The 18,052-nt window shown below is 43.6% G+C and carries 13 protein-coding genes; 11 read left to right on the top strand and 2 right to left on the bottom strand.

Going from position 1 to position 18,052, the window contains the following annotated elements:
- The first annotated feature begins 85 nt into the window (after positions 1 to 85).
- From QNI29_RS18635 to QNI29_RS18610, 6 genes are all read left to right on the top strand, one after another.
- Positions 86 to 856: a transposase gene (locus QNI29_RS18635; RefSeq protein WP_231417897.1), complete on the top strand. Its 771-nt coding sequence runs from the start codon at positions 86 to 88 to the stop codon at positions 854 to 856.
- Between the two features lie 690 nt (positions 857 to 1,546).
- The gene (locus QNI29_RS18630; protein WP_231417898.1) at positions 1,547 to 3,649 is read left to right on the top strand and encodes a BglG family transcription antiterminator; all 2,103 of its coding nucleotides are present in this window, start codon (positions 1,547 to 1,549) and stop codon (positions 3,647 to 3,649) included.
- Positions 3,650 to 3,669: 20 nt separating this feature from the next.
- Positions 3,670 to 3,936, top strand: a complete 267-nt coding sequence (locus QNI29_RS18625; protein WP_231417899.1) for a PTS sugar transporter subunit IIB — start codon at positions 3,670 to 3,672, stop codon at positions 3,934 to 3,936.
- Positions 3,937 to 3,966: 30 nt separating this feature from the next.
- Positions 3,967 to 5,331, top strand: coding sequence for a PTS ascorbate transporter subunit IIC (locus QNI29_RS18620; protein ID WP_231417900.1), 1,365 nt, complete (start codon positions 3,967 to 3,969; stop codon positions 5,329 to 5,331).
- A 255-nt stretch (positions 5,332 to 5,586) separates the two neighbouring features.
- Positions 5,587 to 6,075, top strand: a complete 489-nt coding sequence (locus QNI29_RS18615) for an SEC-C metal-binding domain-containing protein (RefSeq protein ID WP_231417901.1) — start codon at positions 5,587 to 5,589, stop codon at positions 6,073 to 6,075.
- 442 nt (positions 6,076 to 6,517) lie between these two features.
- On the top strand, positions 6,518 to 6,826 hold the full coding sequence (locus QNI29_RS18610) for a hypothetical protein (RefSeq protein WP_231417902.1): 309 nt from the start codon (positions 6,518 to 6,520) through the stop codon (positions 6,824 to 6,826).
- A gap of 133 nt (positions 6,827 to 6,959) precedes the next feature.
- Here the strand turns inward: QNI29_RS18610 and QNI29_RS18605 are convergent, their stop codons facing one another.
- Complete coding sequence (locus tag QNI29_RS18605; protein ID WP_231417903.1) at positions 6,960 to 8,633, bottom strand: HD domain-containing phosphohydrolase; 1,674 nt, start codon at positions 8,631 to 8,633, stop codon at positions 6,960 to 6,962.
- Between the two features lie 803 nt (positions 8,634 to 9,436).
- Between QNI29_RS18605 and QNI29_RS18600 the strand changes: the two genes are divergently transcribed.
- From QNI29_RS18600 to QNI29_RS18580, 5 genes are all read left to right on the top strand, one after another.
- Positions 9,437 to 10,645 (top strand): M20 metallopeptidase family protein, encoded by a 1,209-nt coding sequence (locus QNI29_RS18600; RefSeq protein WP_231417904.1) that lies wholly within the window; start codon positions 9,437 to 9,439, stop codon positions 10,643 to 10,645.
- Complete coding sequence (locus tag QNI29_RS18595) at positions 10,638 to 11,969, top strand: amidohydrolase (protein WP_231417905.1); 1,332 nt, start codon at positions 10,638 to 10,640, stop codon at positions 11,967 to 11,969. Before QNI29_RS18600 ends, QNI29_RS18595 begins: the two co-directional genes overlap by 8 nt.
- Positions 11,920 to 13,203: a M20 family metallo-hydrolase gene (locus QNI29_RS18590; protein WP_231417906.1), complete on the top strand. Its 1,284-nt coding sequence runs from the start codon at positions 11,920 to 11,922 to the stop codon at positions 13,201 to 13,203. The genes QNI29_RS18595 and QNI29_RS18590 overlap by 50 nt, the downstream gene beginning before the upstream one ends.
- Positions 13,160 to 14,464 (top strand): ATP-binding protein, encoded by a 1,305-nt coding sequence (locus tag QNI29_RS18585; RefSeq protein WP_231417907.1) that lies wholly within the window; start codon positions 13,160 to 13,162, stop codon positions 14,462 to 14,464. The genes QNI29_RS18590 and QNI29_RS18585 overlap by 44 nt, the downstream gene beginning before the upstream one ends.
- Positions 14,465 to 14,555: 91 nt before the next feature.
- The gene (locus QNI29_RS18580; protein WP_370635484.1) at positions 14,556 to 16,100 is read left to right on the top strand and encodes an AbgT family transporter; all 1,545 of its coding nucleotides are present in this window, start codon (positions 14,556 to 14,558) and stop codon (positions 16,098 to 16,100) included.
- Positions 16,101 to 16,188: 88 nt separating this feature from the next.
- Here QNI29_RS18580 and QNI29_RS18575 read toward each other — a convergent pair whose 3' ends face one another.
- Positions 16,189 to 17,877, bottom strand: a complete 1,689-nt coding sequence (locus QNI29_RS18575) for an HD domain-containing phosphohydrolase (RefSeq protein WP_231417908.1) — start codon at positions 17,875 to 17,877, stop codon at positions 16,189 to 16,191.
- Between the last annotated feature and the right edge of the window lie 175 nt (positions 17,878 to 18,052).

The raw sequence follows: 18,052 nt of genomic DNA, 5'->3' as shown, positions 1-18,052 counted from the left end.
CAAGAAGGCGTAGAAACTTAAGAAAGAACGACTCCCCTCATATCCACGTTAGCCCTCATTTCTTCCTACTAAAGGAGGTCCTCAAATGCCAAGAAAGCCAAGAGAAAAAAGTCGAACAGGGATTTATCACGTTATGCTAAGAGGCATTAACCAGCAGACGATTTTTGAAGACCCTGAAGACAAACGACAATTCCTCACCACCCTTACACACTACAAAAATCATTTCCATTTCAAACTGTACGGCTACTGCATTATGGATAATCATGTCCATCTCTTGTTCGAAGAAGGGATGGAGCCTTTCTCATTGACCTTAAAACGGATCAGTTCAAGTTATGTATACTGGTATAACAGGAAGTATGCTAGAGTTGGCCATCTTTTTCAGGCTCGTTTCCTCAGTGAATGTGTTCACGATCATGAGTATTTCCTTACCGTTATAAGGTATATCCACCAGAACCCTTTGAAGGCTGGACTCGTTCAAAACGTATGGAAAAGCGAGTGGACAAGTCTTCAAGCTTACCTCGGTCATTCTGCTCCTGTAGATATAGGCAAGGGACTGACACTCTACTCCTCTGACTACTCGACAGCTCTCATACGCTATATTTCTCACATGGAAGAACAGAATGATGATCATTGCTTGGAAATGGTTCAGGACAAACGAATTTCTGATCACGAGGTGAGGGAATGCATGGTGAAGCTAGGTGTTCCTCACAGTACAATGCTTCAGCAAATGGGAAGGGAAGAGCGTAACCGCATCCTGGCTCAGCTTAAAAAATTGGATGGTGTAACCTATAGGCAGCTTTCCCGCGTTACGGGTATATCTAAGAGTGTTATTGGTCGTGTCCGGTTGGGGACTTGAGAAGCGGGATTTGAGGGACAGGTTCCTCGTCCCATTTTTTGCAGTTCTATCTGAAAGCCCTTCTTGCTGAAGAAGGGTTTTTTGCATTGAGAGCGAGTACGCTGAACTCTGTGACGTTTTACCACTAAGAGTCATTTAAAAGGTCATTGATTGAGCGTCTATGTTACCTTTTGTATGGTAATAACGATTAAAAGGTCGTAGAACAGCCTATTCTGTGACCTTTTAGGTTTTTAATGTGGATGAAATGTAAATGATGGTTCTTCTATGTGACTTTTTAGAGCTATAACTCTAGTAAAACATCAAAGAAGCGGGACAGGGTACCAGACCCCTGGTCCCGTGGGACAATGAACCTGTCCCTCCATCCCACACTCCCTCCATCCCAGACCCACCGCCATCCCCAACTCCCACCAAGCAACTCTTTCCATTTAACTAGAAAAGTCTGGTTAACCAAGCCATCGGACTACAAGGGGACAACGGACCAGACCCCTTGTCACGCGGGACGAGGAACCTGTCCCCCAGGCCCATTACTACCTTCTGTGCAAAATTGCAAACTTCTCTATTACATTTGTTAAACACTGAAACCCCTTTCATAACTACGAAATACACTCTATACTAAGAATATATTCAACATCATGATGACTTTGGATAATCATTTTGCAAACTTCATCATCCGGAGGTGGAGGGCGAGACATGGTTTTAGATAAGAGAAGAACGTATTTACTCACACAGCTGTACCAATCGGATACGCCGATTTCGACCAAGTGGTTACAGAAGAAGATCGGTGTTTCGGCCCGGACAGTCTATTACGATATTCAACAAATTAATGATTGGCTCGAAGATAACGAGCTTGAGGAAGTGCAGCGTCATAGGGGGAAGGGATTTTTCCTTACTACTGAAACGCAAATGCAGCTACCCGAAAAGATTCAGCTCTCTGATCGCTGGGATTACCGGTTATCACGGGAGGAGAGGAAAGTTCTTTTAACTCTCTACTTGCTGAACGATACAGCCGACATTCGTATGAAGGATCTAATGGAACATACGCAAATGAGTCGGGGAAGCATTATTAAGGATTTAGATGGAATTAAAGAATACTTTAAGAAACATCGACTTGATCTGCAGTATTCAAGAAGTCATGGTTACTTCCTTGAAGGAGCAGAGTTGCACAAACGTCAGCTTCTTTCTCACATCTTGGTTTCAGTGAAGACCGATGAGAAGTGGCAGGGGGTACGAGAGGAAGCTTTTCAAATTTTGTTGCCTGCCTCATTCGATAAGTCGGATTCCATGGCCTTTATTAAAAAGGTGCTTTATGAAACGGAGAAGGAGCTTGGGATCGTTTTCACAGATGAAATGATCACGGTTTTGTCCATGCAAATGATCATTTCAATCGAACGAGTGAAGAATGAAAAGCAGATTCAGTTAGATGAAGACGAGCGAAACGCGATTCAGAAGACAAAAGCCTATACAGCGGCTCATCTTATTAACGAACATCTCAGAGCAGAAGGCTATAACGTTTTTTCAGAAGATGAAACAGCTTTTCTAGCTATGAATCTACTAAGCTCAAAAGTTCATCAGGAACCGCCATCGTCTCCTTACGAGGACCCTGAGGCGCCTGGATTGAAGCGAGTGATTCACGATATGGTTGATGATTTTCAGATTTACTCCTGTGTGTTATTCGAAGATCGGGAGCAACTGGAAGCGAACTTATTGCTTCATTTGAAACCGGTTTATTATCGGTTGAAATACGATGTTCCTTCAAATAATGAGCTATCTGAACATATTCAAGCCCATTACCAGGAGATCTTTAAATTGACCAAGCGCTCGATCATTCACCTTGAGCGCTATATGGAGAAGCCGATTCCAGATGAGGAAATTGCGTATATCGCGATGCACTTTGGAGGGTGGCTCTCGAAGGAAGACCGCACGATTGAGAAGAAGTATAAAGCGATTATTGTGTGTGAAAATGGCATCGGTACATCCAATATGCTGAAAGCTCAGCTAGAGGCGATGATGACAGGGATTGATGTAATCGCCACGCTCTCTTTCCGCGAGTATCAGCAAACCAAGCTACGAGCCGATGTGATTTTTGCAACGAATTTCTTAAAAGAAAAAGAAACACCTGTCATTCACGTTCCCGCTCTTTTGCAAGATGTGGATAAGGAATATGTGCTGAAGCAGTTGAACCACAGGCTTCAGGAACCATCGGCGGAACTGGACCAGACAGATGAGCTGATAGCGATGATTAAGCAGCATGCGACCGTCCATGATGAAGATGCGTTAAAGCAGCAGCTTATGTCCTATCAAGCCAATCAGACCTTTTCGATAAAGGAGCCTTACAAACCTATGTTAAACGAATTGCTTACATCAGAAACGATTCAGTTTGAACCATCTGTCCCGTCCTGGGAAGATGCGATTACGAAAGCATCACAGCCGCTACTGGCAACAGGGAAGATCGAACAGCGCTACGTGGATGCCATGATTGATACTGTGAATGAATTAGGACCTTATATTGTCATTGCGCCAAAGATTGCGATTCCTCATGCTCGCCCGGAAGCGGGAGTTGAGCAGCTTGGGATGAGCTTACTCAAGGTAGACGAACCGGTTGCGTTCTCTGATCAGGAGAAACACAAGGCCAACCTTATTATTGTGTTAGCCGCAATCGATAACGAAACGCATTTAACCGCTCTGTCTCAGCTTACAACGATGCTGTCTGAGCCGGAGAATATGGAACAACTCTTAAACGCTAGCACGACAGAAGATGTATTAAGCTTAGTAAATAACTACTCGCACGTATAAAAAATTTGGAGGGATTTAGAATGAAAAAAGTATTAGTCGTATGTGGTAACGGATTAGGAAGCAGCATGATTGTAGAAATGAACGTAAAAAGCATTTTGAAAGATCTTAACAAAGAAGCAGAAGTATCTCACACAGACCTATCTTCTGCAAAATCAGAGCAAGCAGACCTATACCTTGGTTCTGAAGACATTGTTGGCAGCTTAGACGACGGCAGCAAGAATGTTGTTCAGCTTAAGAACTTAATGGACAAGAACGAACTTAGAGAAGCTTTAGAGCAAAATATCTAAAGTCAGGCAATCAAGAGGAGGGAAGACATTATGATCGATTTAATTATGAAAGACATTCTGGGAACGCCCGCCATCCTGGTCGGGCTGTTCGCCCTCGTTGGTCTGGTAGCTCAGCGTAAGAATTTCGCTGATACGTTATCAGGAACGCTAAAGACGATCATGGGATTTGTTATCCTGGGTGCTGGTGCAGAGGTTCTAATTCAATCATTAACGAAATTTAGCGCTATGTTTGACCATGCATTCAGTGTGAATGGAGTCATTCCAAATAATGAAGCGATTGTAGCTATGGCTCAGCAAAGCTTTGGTACAGAGACAGCCATGATCATGTTATTTGGAATGGTAGCGAACATTTTAATCGCTCGTTTTTCGCCATTTAAGTACATTTTCCTTACGGGTCACCACACGATGTTTATGGCCTGCCTAATCGGAGTTATCCTTTCGCAAGGCGGCTTATCAGGTGCATCTCTTGTTATTATCGGATCTATTATTCTTGGTTCCCTAATGGTACTTTTCCCGGCAATTCTGCAACCTTATACGAGAGAGATCACAGGTTCAGACGATTTTGCCGTAGGTCACTTCGGTTCTACAGGATACTTTGTTTCTGCTTTCATCGGAAAGCGCATTGGTAAGAATTCTAAATCAACAGAAGAAATTAAAGTTCCAAAATCTCTAGGATTCCTTCGTGACACATCCGTGTCCGTATCCTTGACGATGGTCATCTTGTTCTTCGTTGTTGCAGCATTTGCAGGACCTGCTTTCATTGAAACAGAATTAAGCGGAGGGCAGAACTTCTTAGTCTTCTCCTTTATGCAAGGTCTAACATTCGCAGCAGGCGTTTATATCATTCTAGCAGGTGTGCGCATGTTACTTGCTGAAATCGTTCCAGCATTTAAAGGAATCGCAGATAAAGTGGTTCCAAATGCCAAGCCAGCTCTTGATGCTCCAGCGGTTTTCCCATTTGCGAGTAACGCTGTAATCATCGGTTTCTTAACAAGTTTCGTAGCAGGACTACTAAGCATGTTCCTACTACCGATCTTTGGCCTTAAGGTCATCGTTCCAGGTCTTGTTCCTCACTTCTTCACAGGAGCAGCAGCCGGCGTGTTCGGTAACGCAACAGGTGGCCGCCGAGGAGCAGTTGTCGGTTCATTCGCAAACGGTGCGATCATCAGTTTCCTTCCGGCTCTTCTACTACCGGTACTAGGCTCACTAGGATTTGAAGGAACAACATTCGGTGACGCTGACTTCGGTACAGTCGGGATCATCCTAGGAAATCTAATCAGCCTGATGGAATCAAAACTTCTCTTTGTCATCAGCACGTTCGCTCTTCTAGCAATCGGCTTCTTTATCAGCTGGAAGACACGCGGTGGAAAAGACGAAACATCAGAAGCAGCGTAAATAAAGGCATTACAACGGATATCCCTCTCTTGATCAAACGTTTGATCAAGAGGGGGGTTTTTGTGTGGAGCGTTGTGTTGTGGCGTTTTGCGCTGTAGGTTTGAGGTCGAGTAGTTTTGTTGCATCTTGAGTGGTTAAAATGGAGAAAAGGAGCATGAATTTTGGGACGGGGGACCAGACCCCTGGGCCCGTGGCACGAGGAACCTGTCCCTTAATACTTGCAGAGGAAAAACGAACAAAGGAGAACGATACACTATGAGTAAAATTGGAAGAAATGAACCATGCCCTTGTGGGAGCGGGGAGAAATATAAAAAGTGTTGCGGATCTCCAAGTGGTACGGGAGCGAAGTCTACCGTTCCTGAATTCGAATGGGAGAACGAGCAGTTTAAAGAAGTAGCGGATCGTATCAGCCAAGGGATTGCAGCAGGGGAAGAGTACCCAGAGAATTTTGAGTACACCGCTTTATTCTTGTGGAGAAAATATTGCGATAAGAAAAATCCAGATATCAAAAAGCCAGCTAATTACGCAGCCTCCATCGAATATATCACTCTAAAGGTTCTTGGTGGAATGCGCATGACCCTAAAAGGGTTAGGAGAAAAATATGGTGGATCCTCAACAACTATTTCCAAACGCTACAAGGAAATTGAAAAGGTAATTGAAGAAGATCTTATAGTCCTTATGAAAAAGGAAATTGAGAAAAACAAAGAGATTCGAAGAAAGTTGAAGGAACGGACTGGTTTGTGAGTCTTATGGGCCAGGGCAAGGTTCCATCGCTCTCCCTCCCAGTAGATCAAGACCAAGAATCTATGACATTTTTCTAGGTAAAAATCTCAAAAAGGTCACAGATAGATCGAATCTCTTACCTTTTGGCTGATGTTTGAGAGAGAAAGGTAACAGATCGCCTCTATATGTGACCTTTTAACGCTGCCATCTTATCAAAAGGTCGTAGATGGTTCTCCTCTGTGACTTTTTAGAGCAATAACTCTCGTAAAAGGTAACAGATGGAGAGGAGGGGGCGCATCTCAAGTGGGACGAGGTACCAGACCCCCGGGCCCGCGGGACGAGAAACCTGTCCCCCAGTCCCGAAAACTTTCTCAATTTGACGTGTAAGCCTTCTCGAAAACGTTAATCATGTACCTAATTACTATTATAAAGAGAGAGTTCAAAAGAAAGATGGTGAGTCAGGGTGTTAAATGCCGTATTACTGACGTTGTGTGTGGTGCTAGCGGTTTATCTCTATGTGTTTGAGAAGAAGGATGAGCTTTCGGTGATCTTTCGTAGTACTGAAAAAGAGATCGGAAAAGCCCAGGAGCTGTACTGGCTTTTGAAAAACAACCACCTAACTCCCTACTATTCCATTCCGTATAATAAAAGAAACATATTTGAATTTGGTTACTTTGAATGTGAGGTTATTATTGAAGTTCCCGCAGAACAGCGAAGGCTAGCTATTGATTTGGTAGAAGAGTATGGCAGGAATGTAAGAAGAGGAAGATAGAGAACTTTGAAGAAAAAAAGAGTGATAAATGCCTCTCTCCTCCTATTAATGTAAGAGAGCAGAAGCGGGACAAGGGACCAGACCCCCGGTCCCGCGGGACGAGGAACCTGTCCCCGCATCCCACAATCCCAGCTCATCCCCTCAACTCCGTTATAACCCTAAGCCCCGTCGTAGCATCTTTCGCAAAACCGTCGACGTTCTCATGAGAAACCTCATCTATTTGAGGGCCGCCGACCAGAATCTTAACGGATGGAAGGGCGGTCTTTATGAGGTGTAGATCTGATTCTAGTTGAGGGATGTTGTCTTTCATAATTATAGAGAAACCGATAAACGCTATCTCGTTTATTTTGGCAAAATGGATCAGTTCATTAATCGGAATGGAAGGGGTGAAATTATAGGTGTCCCATCCATTGATCTTTAGCGTTTCCGAAAATAGTTCAAGAGGCAAGCTATGGCCTTCTTTTCCTACTGTGGTTAAGAGGACTTTTCCCTGTTGATTTCCTTCTTTCCCTTTTTCCTGAGTGAAGCTCTTCATAAGTTCCTTCGTCATATAGGTAGCTACGTGTTCTTCTGCAATGGATATCTTGCCTTCAGCATACATCTGACCGACTTCTTTCATGGAAGCGGCGAACACTTCTGTATAGATATTCTCCATTCTTAAGTCATCAATCAGCTTATAAAATTGATACTCGGCCATTCTCTTGTCAGCATTAAAGAGGCTTTTCATATAAAGCGCCCAATTTGATTCTTTTCTCTCTCTAATATAATCTTCTTTCCATCCAAGGAATCTAGAGATGGACAGGGAGAAATTATGAGGGATTTGTTTTACGGTGTCCGTGTTTTCGAATTGAATAATGGGTGTTAAGGGTTGTTTGTCAGACACATAAATAATGTGCGCTCTTTCGTTTGTTGAGGTTAAAACGCGCGTGTGGAGTGGGTAGATCTTCAGCATGTTCATAAATCGGTAGACCAACTGAGGATCGAATTGTGATTTCGATTCGAGAATGATCTCGAGTGCCTCTACAGATGGCTTGGCTGAACGGTACACGCGATCTAAGGTTAGTGCGGAATAGACATCGATGATGCCGATTATTTTCTCTGGGTCAGAAAGATGTTCGAAACCGTCGGGATAGCCGGAACCGTCTAGTCTTTCGTGGTGGGAACGAGCCATTTTTTGGCTTAATAAAGAAGCGTTATGGTCTCTTAGCGTGTCTTCTCCGTTGATGGTGTGTTCTTTAATCATCTCGTATTCTTTAAAGGTGAGTTTTGACTCTTTCAGTAATATGGTATCTGGCACATCCAGCTTACCAATGTCATGAAATAGACAGGACGTAGCAAAGTCTTCCTGATCCCCAGTCTTTAAATAATCGCTAAAAATAGCGCCAAAGACAAATACGTCAAAGGAGTGGTGGAAGGAGTGAGGATCTTTCTTCTTTAATTGCATAAGTTTACTGCTTAAAGGGGAGTGGGTCATTACTTTAATAAACAGCTCTTTAAGCCGGTGGATCGTGGTTTTGGCATGGAGTGCCACGCCGTATCTGTTTTCTGAGTATACGGTAGATAGGCTTTCTTGGAATAACGATTCATATCTTGTTGGATTTTCGGAAAGTATTTTCTTGTTTGGTTGTTCATTATGTACAGGTTCTTCAGCTGTCTGAATTTGAACCTCCTCAACGCCCCATTTTTTGAGTCTTTCCTGAATATTGAGCGTCATTTTTGTACCTTTTTTTAGAATCAACTTTTCCCCGACTGACACATCCTGAGAAATAAGGTCTCCCTCTTTTAAATTTCTAGTCAGTTGCTTCAAGTGAACCACCGCCTCGATCTGGTATTTTTTTCTCCCTATATTACACCTCCATCCTCTAATAATTATCCTAATTTAATCATTAAAAATTTTACATTACAATCCAAATGTGGTCCTCAATGTGCAAATTTTACTATTTTTTGATAGTTCTATTAGATGACTCATTTATTGCATGGTAAGCCTTAAGTTCTATATACCCGATTTTCAACCTTCAAACCTCTCGAATGTATTATATTGTAAAATATTAAGAGTTAACAATTTTTATGGGATTAAATGGATGTCCTAACGTCTCGTTATTAACTATTGTAAATGGAGTTTGCCTTTGAAGCGGGACACGGGACCAGACCCCTGGTCCCGTGGGACAATGAACCTGTCCCTCAATCCCAAAGCGGGACAAGGGACCAGACCCCTGGTCCCGCGGGACAATGAACCTGTCCCCCAGTCCCACCACCCCAATCCCAACAAATTTCCCAAACACACATGTAGCTATTATTACCATATCAGAAAGACAAACCAAAACAGTCCTAAAACGTTAGGTAAAGCAACTAAATAGAAGACACTAACTCATGAAAGCGCTTCACGAACGACTGTTGTAAAGAATATACAGCTGAAAAGAAGAATCAAATTCTGGAATTTCCAATCTTAAAAAGACAAGTCGAGCGCTCAAGTTGTCCTCATACAGTGAACAAAGAAATCTGAATCTTTCTAAATTTACCCTAGACAGATCTCGATCTTTAAAGTATAGTAACACTAAGATTTAATTAAGGAACATTTAAGGAATATGTCCTTTATTAAGGAGTGGTCGTTTGAAAGATGCATTTCGAGAACTTATTAAACCGGTAGAAAACGATATTGTTGCTTTTCGCCGATATTTGCACCAATACCCGGAGCGTAGCGGGGAAGAGTGGAACACATCGCGCTTTGTTCAGGAGAAGCTGACGGAGTATGGTATTCCTTTTGAGAAAGGATTTGCGGACACGGGCGTGCTTGGGATCATCAAAGGGGAACAACCTGGTGGTACGGTGGCGCTGCGAGCGGACATGGACGCGTTGCCGATTACGGAACAGGCGGAAGTGGACTATCGTTCTGAGGTCGATGGCGTTATGCATGCCTGTGGACACGATGCCCATACGTCTATGCTTTTAGGGACTGGGTACGCATTAAATCAATTGAAGGAACAGTTAGCTGGAACGGTCCTTTTAGTATTCCAGCCAGCTGAAGAGAATTCACCCACAGGCGGAGCGGGGCCGATGTTGGATGATGGCGTATTTGAACAATACGAACCAGATGTGATTTACGGACAACATGTTTGGCCGACGCTTCCGGTTGGACAGGTTGGGATTCGGGATCAGGAAATGATGGGAGCTTCTGATCGCTTTACGATTTCCGTAAAAGGGAAAGGCGGGCATGCGAGTATGCCACAAGACGGGAATGACGCGATTATTATGGCGAATCAAATCATCACAAGTCTCCAGACCATCGTCAGCCGAAACGTGGATCCGATTGAGTCAGCTGTTGTGACTGTTGGTAGTATTCACGGTGGCTATGCGCACAATGTCATTGCAGACAAAGTGACGCTTGAAGGAACGGTTCGAACGTACAAGCCAGCGATTAAAGAACGCGTGAAGCATCGTTTCCATAAGATTGTAGAGAATGTAGCAGAAGCGTTTGAAGGTAGCGTAGAGATCGAGTATTTAGATGGCTATCCATCCACGATTAATACACCGGAATGGGCCGAAGTGGCGAGAGGATCAGCGAGAACGGTGCTTGGCGAAGATTCTACACCGGAGGTTCAGCCGGTTCTTGCAGGAGAGGATTTCTCCAGATTCCTAGAACGTTACCCCGGAGCGTTCATCTGGCTCGGGACGCGAATTGAATCAGAAGAAGATCAAATGGGACTTCACGATCCGAAGTTTATGTTAAATGAGAAAGCACTCCCAGGTGGCAGTGCCACAATGGCTCAAATTGCGTACGATACGCTTTTAACCCTTCAAGGAGGTGGAGGCAGTGAGTAACGCACCGCTGAACTCCATTCTTGTGGATTGGCGCCGTGCTCTTCATGAGTATCCGGAGCTTGGTTTTACAGAGTATGTGACGACGTACCGGGTCGGGAAAGAATTAGAGGCGCTCGGGTTTACGGTTTTCCTTGGAAAAGAAGCCCTTAGTTCTGAATCACGAAAAGGGGTTCCGAGAGAATCCATTTTACATAAGCAGGAACAAGCTGCGAGAGAATGGGGCGTTGAAGAAGAGTGGCTTAACGCGATGAAGGGAGGCCATACCGGTCTTGTCGCCACATGGGAGACAGGAAGACCTGGTCCTCACAAAGCGTTTCGATTCGATATCGATGCTCTTCCGATTAATGAGACGAAGGATCCTTCTCATATACCGTTCCATAAAGGGTTTCACTCGAAAGTAGATGGCGTGATGCATGCCTGTGGTCATGATGGACATACGGCAATAGGTGTTGCTCTTGCTCATTTTATCAGCCGAGAACAGGATGCTTTGTCAGGGAAGTTGACGCTTCTTTTTCAACCAGCTGAAGAAGGTGGACGAGGGGCAAAAGCGATGACAGATCAGGGCTGGCTTCATAATGTAGATGAATTCTATACCGGTCACATTGGCATTCATTCCATGCCGGTTGGAACGGTGGGAGCTTCTGTTAAGGGCTTCCTCGCATCATCAAAAATGAATGTGACCTATAAAGGGCGTTCCGCACATGCTGGTATGAAGCCGGAAGAAGGACGTAATGCATTACTGGCTGCGGCGACCGCCTCGACGCAGCTTTATGCGATTCCAAGACATAGCGGAGGCGCAAGTCGTGTGAACGTTGGCAGATTAGAGGCAGGTAGCGGCCGAAACGTCATTGCGGATCATGGCTATTTGGAGCTTGAGACAAGAGGTGAGAATCACGAGGTACATTGTTTTGTTCATGACGAAGCGACTCGTATGATTCGGTCTGTTGCCGATTTATATGATGTCTCTTGTGAGATCGATGAAGTTGGCGAAACGTCCTCTTTCAGCTGTAGCGAAGAAGCGGTTGAATGGATTAAAGAGTGGGGAAGAGATAGTCCGGTTATTGAAGAAATTATTCCGGTTGTGTCTGTATCTGGGTCTGAAGATGCGAGCTTTATGGTGAATGAAGTGAAGGGGCATGATGGCATTGCGACGTACATGCTCTTTGGGACTCCACTAGCTGCTGGGCATCACCATCCGTCTTTTGATTTCGACGAAGGCGCTCTTGCGGTTGCATTGGATATGTATATCACTATTGCAAAAGGAGGGACTGGAGATGCAAAAGTGGCTAGACGAAACGTTACGACGATTGAATCGAACGACTGATATGAATCCGGCAGATGGGTTCTCAAGGCTCAGTTATAGTCCTGAAGAAGGGGAAGCTCACCAGGCTTTTCGTGAAGTGGTTACTGAACTTGGTCTTGAAGTGAAGCAGGATGAGGCCGGGAATCAATGGGCAATGTGGCACGTAGCAGACGGGGCTCAGGCGGTTGGAGTCGGTTCTCATCTCGATACAGTATACAATGGCGGTGGCTATGATGGAGCCGCTGGTGTGCTGACGGGCTTAGCGGCCATTAAATTGATGAAAGATGAAGGCGTTGTTCCAACGAAGAACATAGCCGTGATCTGTTTCGCTTCTGAAGAATCCGCGCGCTTTGGAGTCTCGACGATTGGCAGTAAAGCCATCACAGGACTCCTTGATCAAGAAGATCTTGCTGACATTCCAGACCGAGAGGGTCAGACGATCCGTGAGGTTTTCGAATCCTTCGGGTTAGATTGGGATACGGCTGATCAGGCTTATGTGCCAGATGAAGGTCTTGAAAGTTTCCTTGAGCTTCATATAGAACAGGGTACGGAGATAGAAGATCATCAGGCGGAAGTAGGGATTGTGCGAGGCATTGCTTGTCCGATCCGTTTGAAGGTTACCGTGAGAGGGATGGCCAACCACACCGGGACCACCCCGATGCCTAAAAGGCAGGACGCCTTGGCTTCCATTGCTCCTCTTATCTCTTATGTTGAGGAAGAGGCGCTCCGGCGAAATGAAGCTTTAGAGAAACGCCTTGTGGCTACCGTGAGCACCGTAGCGATTGGGCCGAATGCGATGAACGTCATACCAGGTGAAGTCGAGCTTGGTATTGATATACGAAGCGTAAACGATGAGGCCAAACGACAATTGGCAGAAGATATTCGTAAGCGATGTGGTCAGATTGCTATTGATCGGAATGTTCAGATCGAGGTTGAGACCCTGGTGGATAACGATTCTGTCGCATTGGATGAAACGATGCAAAAACATCTAGTAGACATTTGTGAGTCTCTATCATATGAAGCAATCCAGATGGATAGCGGAGCGGGTCACGATGTGATGAATATGGCGGTAAGATGGCCCTCTGGTCTAATTTTCATTCCTTGTAAAGAAGGGATTAGTCATCATCCTGCAGAATATGCCTCAGTGGCAGATTTAGAAAAAGGAAGTCGAATCATAGCTGAATATTTAAGACAGAAGACAGGTGATGTACATGAAAACCAAGATCGGAGTCATAGCACCGCAGGACTCCCTTGAACAAATTCTTTATGTAACGGATGAATTTAAGGACATAGAAGTCGCTTCCTATACGTACGACGATTTATCGGATATAGAAGACATTCTCTCCGCTCATCGATATGAGGTGGATCAATGGTTCTTCTCCGGAATCCTTAATTACACATATGCTTATGAGAAAAACTTAATCACACCAGAAGAAGGGAGTTATCCTCCCCTTCACGGTTCGAGTTTCTTCGGTATTTTACTTGAAGCACAGCTAACGAGTAAGAAAGTTTTTGAGAAGGTAAGTATCGATACCATTACAGACGACGAAATCGAAAAGATTCTCTCCTACTATGACCTTCAGTCGCTTACCTATTACAACCACCCCTTTGAGGGTTATCAGTATTCTAATGAATTGGTGGACTTCCACTCCAACCTTTATAAGGAAGGGAAAGCGGAGGTTGCGATTACATCGATCAAAACGGTGTACAGGCAGCTAAAAGCGTTAGGAGTACCGGTTTTCCGGGTGACGCCATCTTATTTATCGATTAAGCTCATTCTTCAATTCTTAGAAGAACGGGCTCAGTCAAAGCGACTGCGTAATGCACAGGTCGCTGTGATCGGGTGTCGCGTCGACTTCGAAGTGAAACAACGGGAAGAACTTCAGTATTCTTTCCGGATGAAGCACCAGGAGTTAGATCTCAGACGCTTCCTCCTCCGAATTGCGGAGAAAACGAGTGGTTCCCTGATGCAGATTGGGGACGGGGTCTTCTTTATCTTCACAACGAGGGGGCAGATGTGGACAGAGGTTGAGGAGGAGTTATTCAGCCTTATCCAAAATGCCGAAATGCAGACCTCCAGTCAGGTGAACATCGCCATTGGCTTTGGGGAGACGGTTTCTCAGGCAGAGCAAAACGTACGCTTCGGCTTCCGAAATTATAAAACATTTGATGAGCCGACTCTTCTCATAGTGGATGAGTACCAGTCGATTACGCTGAAGCAGCAGGAAGCGGCGATTTCTTATCAAACGGTAGGAGCTGGAGAGTGGGCCGATAAGATTAAGGATGCTGCCCTTAGTCCAGGAGTGGTCTCGAAGATTATATCGTACGCTCATCATTATGAGCGGACAACGTTTACCTCTCAGGATCTATCCCGTTGGCTTCAGAGTACAGAGCGAAATGGGCGAAGGATTTTGAGTGAAATGGAGAAAGTGGGGCTCGTTCAGCAAAGCGGCGAGGCTCAATCTGGAGAGCGAGGAAGACCGCGAAAGGTATTTTCACTCGTTTTGGATCAGTAAGGACAGAGGGGATTTTGATTCCCTCTTTTCTCCCTTCCAATTTACGGAAGGATAAAGGAATATGACCATTAATAACAGAAAGGGTGGGTTCATGGCATTACCACAAACTGATGTTTCACAAGTTGAGGACAAAAAGCAGTCCAAAGGGATGTCTCGTTTCTTGAATGGAATTGAAAAGGCAGGCAACAAGCTTCCGGATCCGTTTATGTTATTTGTTTATCTTGCACTCTTTATGATTTTACTTTCTTGGGTTGTTTCAAGCTTAGGTGCTTCCGTAGTTCAACCAGGTTCTGGAGAAGAAGTTGCGATTAAAAGTTTAGTTTCTGGTGAAGGTCTTCAGTACATGTTAACGTCCATGCTTGAGAACTTTACTGGCTTTAAGCCTTTAGGTCTTGTGCTTGCGATGATGTTGGGAATTGGTTTAGCGGATAAAGTAGGGCTGATTGAAACAGCGATTAAGAGTACAATCTTGAAAGCACCAGCGAGCCTTACAACTTATGCAGTTATATTTGTCGGAATTTTGGGAAATCTTGCATCTGATGCCGCGTTTGTGATCGTCCCACCTTTAGCTGCAATGGTCTTTTACACAGTTGGTCGACACCCTCTTGCAGGTCTTGCTGCTGGTTTCGCAGGGGTCGGTTCTGGGTTTACAGCGAACATTGTTGTAGCCGGTACGGATGCTCTGTTATCAGGAATCTCAACAGAGGTTATGGCAGGTTTAGAGTCGAGTGTTGTCGTAACACCACTCGACAACTGGTACTTTATGATCGCATCGGTTGTTGTGCTATCCATCACAGGTGCTCTTGTGACGGAGAAAATTGTTGAACCTCGTCTTGGTAAGTACGAGGGAGATCTGAAGAATGAAATGAATGCATCCACTCCTCTAGAGAAGAAAGGGTTAAAGAACGCTGCCATTGCTCTAGTGGCTTATATCGGCGTGTTGCTTGTAGCTCTATTCTGGCCAAATTCACCTTTACGTAGCGAAACAGGTGGCATTCTGGATTCCACTTTCTTAGATGGAATTATTCCAATCATTCTCTTTATGTTTGTGACAGTGGCTGTCGCATATGGTGTGACAGTGAAAAAGATTACATCAACGAAAGACATCTCCACCTTCATGGGTAACGCTATTAAAGACATGTCTGGATTCATCGTACTAATCTTCGCTGCTGCTCAATTTATTGCGTACTTTGATTGGACAAACATCGGTACGTGGATTGCCGTAAGTGGAGCGGATTTACTAGAATCCATCGGGTTAACGGGTATTCCTGTTATTATCGGTTTCGTTTTCTTAACCGCACTTATGAACCTATTGGTATTCAGTGGTTCAGCACAGTGGGCACTAGAAGCGCCAATCTTCATCAAAATGTTCTACATCTTAGATTATCATCCAGCCTTTATTCAGGCGGCGTACCGTATTGCGGATTCATCTACGAACATTATTACACCGATGAACCCGTATATCATAATCGTTCTAGCGTTTATGAAAGAGTACGACAAGAAAGCCGGTCTCGGAACCCTAATCTCGCTTATGCTTCCGTATAGTATCATCTTCTTATCTGTATGGATTGTACTATTACTAGCATTTGCATTCTTAGGTATTCCTTTTGGACCTGGGGTTCACATGTATTTATAAGTTTTTCATTAAAAGAGCAGAAGACTCTCCTTTTTGGAGGGGCTTCTGCTCTTTTATTGGACCTAAAGTATTGTAAGGCCTTTGAGTCTTAAGCATTCGTTGGAATCTCGAATCTGAGATTATTCATTATACGTAAACCTTCTGTAGCACTTTCGGCAAAACCATCAACCATACTAGGGGAAATGTGTTGGATATGAGGGCCGCCTACTAGGATTTTTATTGATGGTAGCTTTTGTTTTATATATTGAATAGCAGATTCCACATGTGGGATGTTCTTTGCCATGATTACAGAAAAACCAACGAAGGATATATGGTTGGCTTTGACGAATTCTGTTAGTGGTTCTATAGGGATGGAAGGATGAAAATGATAGGTTTCCCATCCGTTCAGTTCTAATGTCTCGGAGAATAGTTCCAAAGGTAAACTGTGTTTTTCATCTCCAACGGTCGTTAAAAGAATTTTCCCAGACTTGGATTTTTCCAATTGATCGTCTTTTGAGAACATTTTCATTAATTCCTTGGTCATATAAGTGGCTACATGTTCCTCTGCAATGGTTACCTCTCCCGATTCATACATGTCTCCGATTTGTTTCATGGATGTAGCAAATACTTCTGTGAAGATGTCTTCAATTCTCATATTATCGATGATCTTGTTTAGCTGTAGTTCTGCTTGTCTTTTATCAGCGGATAATAAGCTATTCATGTATAAATCCCAGTTGGATTTTTCTCTTTCTTTCACATAGTCTTCTTTCCATCCGACAAATTCTTTGATGGTTAAAGAAAGGTCGTGAGGAATCTGTTTATATTCTTTGTTCTTCTCTAGTTGAATAATCGGTGTTACAGGTTGTTGATCAGAGATATAAGTAACTTGAGCTATTTCGTTTGTCGAGGTTAACACCGTGGTGTTTAAAGGATAAATTTTCATCATGTTCATGTAACGATATACTAGCTCGTAATCAAATTGTTTAGGTGATTCTAGTAAAATCTCCATTGCCTCAATCGATGGTTTAGCTGAGCGATAGACTCGGTCCAACGTTAAAGCTGAATATACATCAACGATGCTCAAAAGTTTACTGCTTGGCAAGAGATCTTTTTCTGTCAATCCGTCGGGGTAACCTGAACCATCTAGTCTTTCGTGGTGAGTACGGGCCATAGCTTGAGCTAATATAGATTCATCCAGACCCTTTAACAATCTTTCTCCGTTTAATGTATGCTCTTGAATTGTTTCGTACTCTTTAAATGTAAGCTTTTGCTCCTTTAACAAGATCGAATCCGGCACTTCTAATTTGCCCAAATCATGAAACAAGGATGATTTGGCTAAGTCATATGTATTCTCCGATCCTAAGTAATTGCTAAACAAGGTACTAATTACGAAGACGTCAAATGAATGAAAATACGAATAAGGATCTTTCTCCTTTAAGTCTAAAAGCAGTTGAGTGGCTGAGGACTCATTCATAATAGTAATAAACAACTCTTTAACCCAATGAATCATTTCTTCCTTATGTAAGGATAGCCCGTATCGTTCTTCCGAATAAACCTGAGCTAAGCTTTCATAGAATAATTTTTCATAATAGGGATGGGTTGAATCTGCGGCCCCCTTATTTTGATAGGGGTGAGGGACTTTTGAACTAACTTCAACTTCTAGGACTCCCCATTTTTTTAGTCTTTCCAGAAGGTGAGGACTCAATTGAGTGCCTTTTTTTAATATTAATTTATCATTAACAACGACGTCGCTAGAAATTTGATCTTCTTTATTTAAATCTTTTAACAACCGCCTCACAATAACCACCATCCCTCGTTGGTAACATTTTTATAATACCAATTTTTAGTATTACATGTATTTAAACATGTAATTTTTAACATAGCAATGCATTTTAAATATTTTAATATATTATTATCGTATACTTTATCGGTTAGGTATTTGGTCATGCCTATGTTAAGAGGGGGGATAGTCT

This window comes from Pontibacillus chungwhensis (assembly GCF_030166655.1).
GTDB lineage: Bacteria > Bacillota > Bacilli > Bacillales > BH030062 > Pontibacillus.
Note: the sequence above shows the minus strand (reverse complement) of the source record. Positions and strands in the feature narration are given on the sequence as shown.

Coding starts and splice junctions, on each gene's coding strand:
- QNI29_RS18635 (WP_231417897.1), top strand. CDS start 86: ATGCCAAGAAAGCCAAGAGAAAAAAGTCGAACAGGGATTTATCACGTT.
- QNI29_RS18630 (WP_231417898.1), top strand. CDS start 1,547: ATGGTTTTAGATAAGAGAAGAACGTATTTACTCACACAGCTGTACCAA.
- QNI29_RS18625 (WP_231417899.1), top strand. CDS start 3,670: ATGAAAAAAGTATTAGTCGTATGTGGTAACGGATTAGGAAGCAGCATG.
- QNI29_RS18620 (WP_231417900.1), top strand. CDS start 3,967: ATGATCGATTTAATTATGAAAGACATTCTGGGAACGCCCGCCATCCTG.
- QNI29_RS18615 (WP_231417901.1), top strand. CDS start 5,587: ATGAGTAAAATTGGAAGAAATGAACCATGCCCTTGTGGGAGCGGGGAG.
- QNI29_RS18590 (WP_231417906.1), top strand. CDS start 11,920: ATGCAAAAGTGGCTAGACGAAACGTTACGACGATTGAATCGAACGACT.
- QNI29_RS18585 (WP_231417907.1), top strand. CDS start 13,160: ATGAAAACCAAGATCGGAGTCATAGCACCGCAGGACTCCCTTGAACAA.
- QNI29_RS18580 (WP_370635484.1), top strand. CDS start 14,556: ATGGCATTACCACAAACTGATGTTTCACAAGTTGAGGACAAAAAGCAG.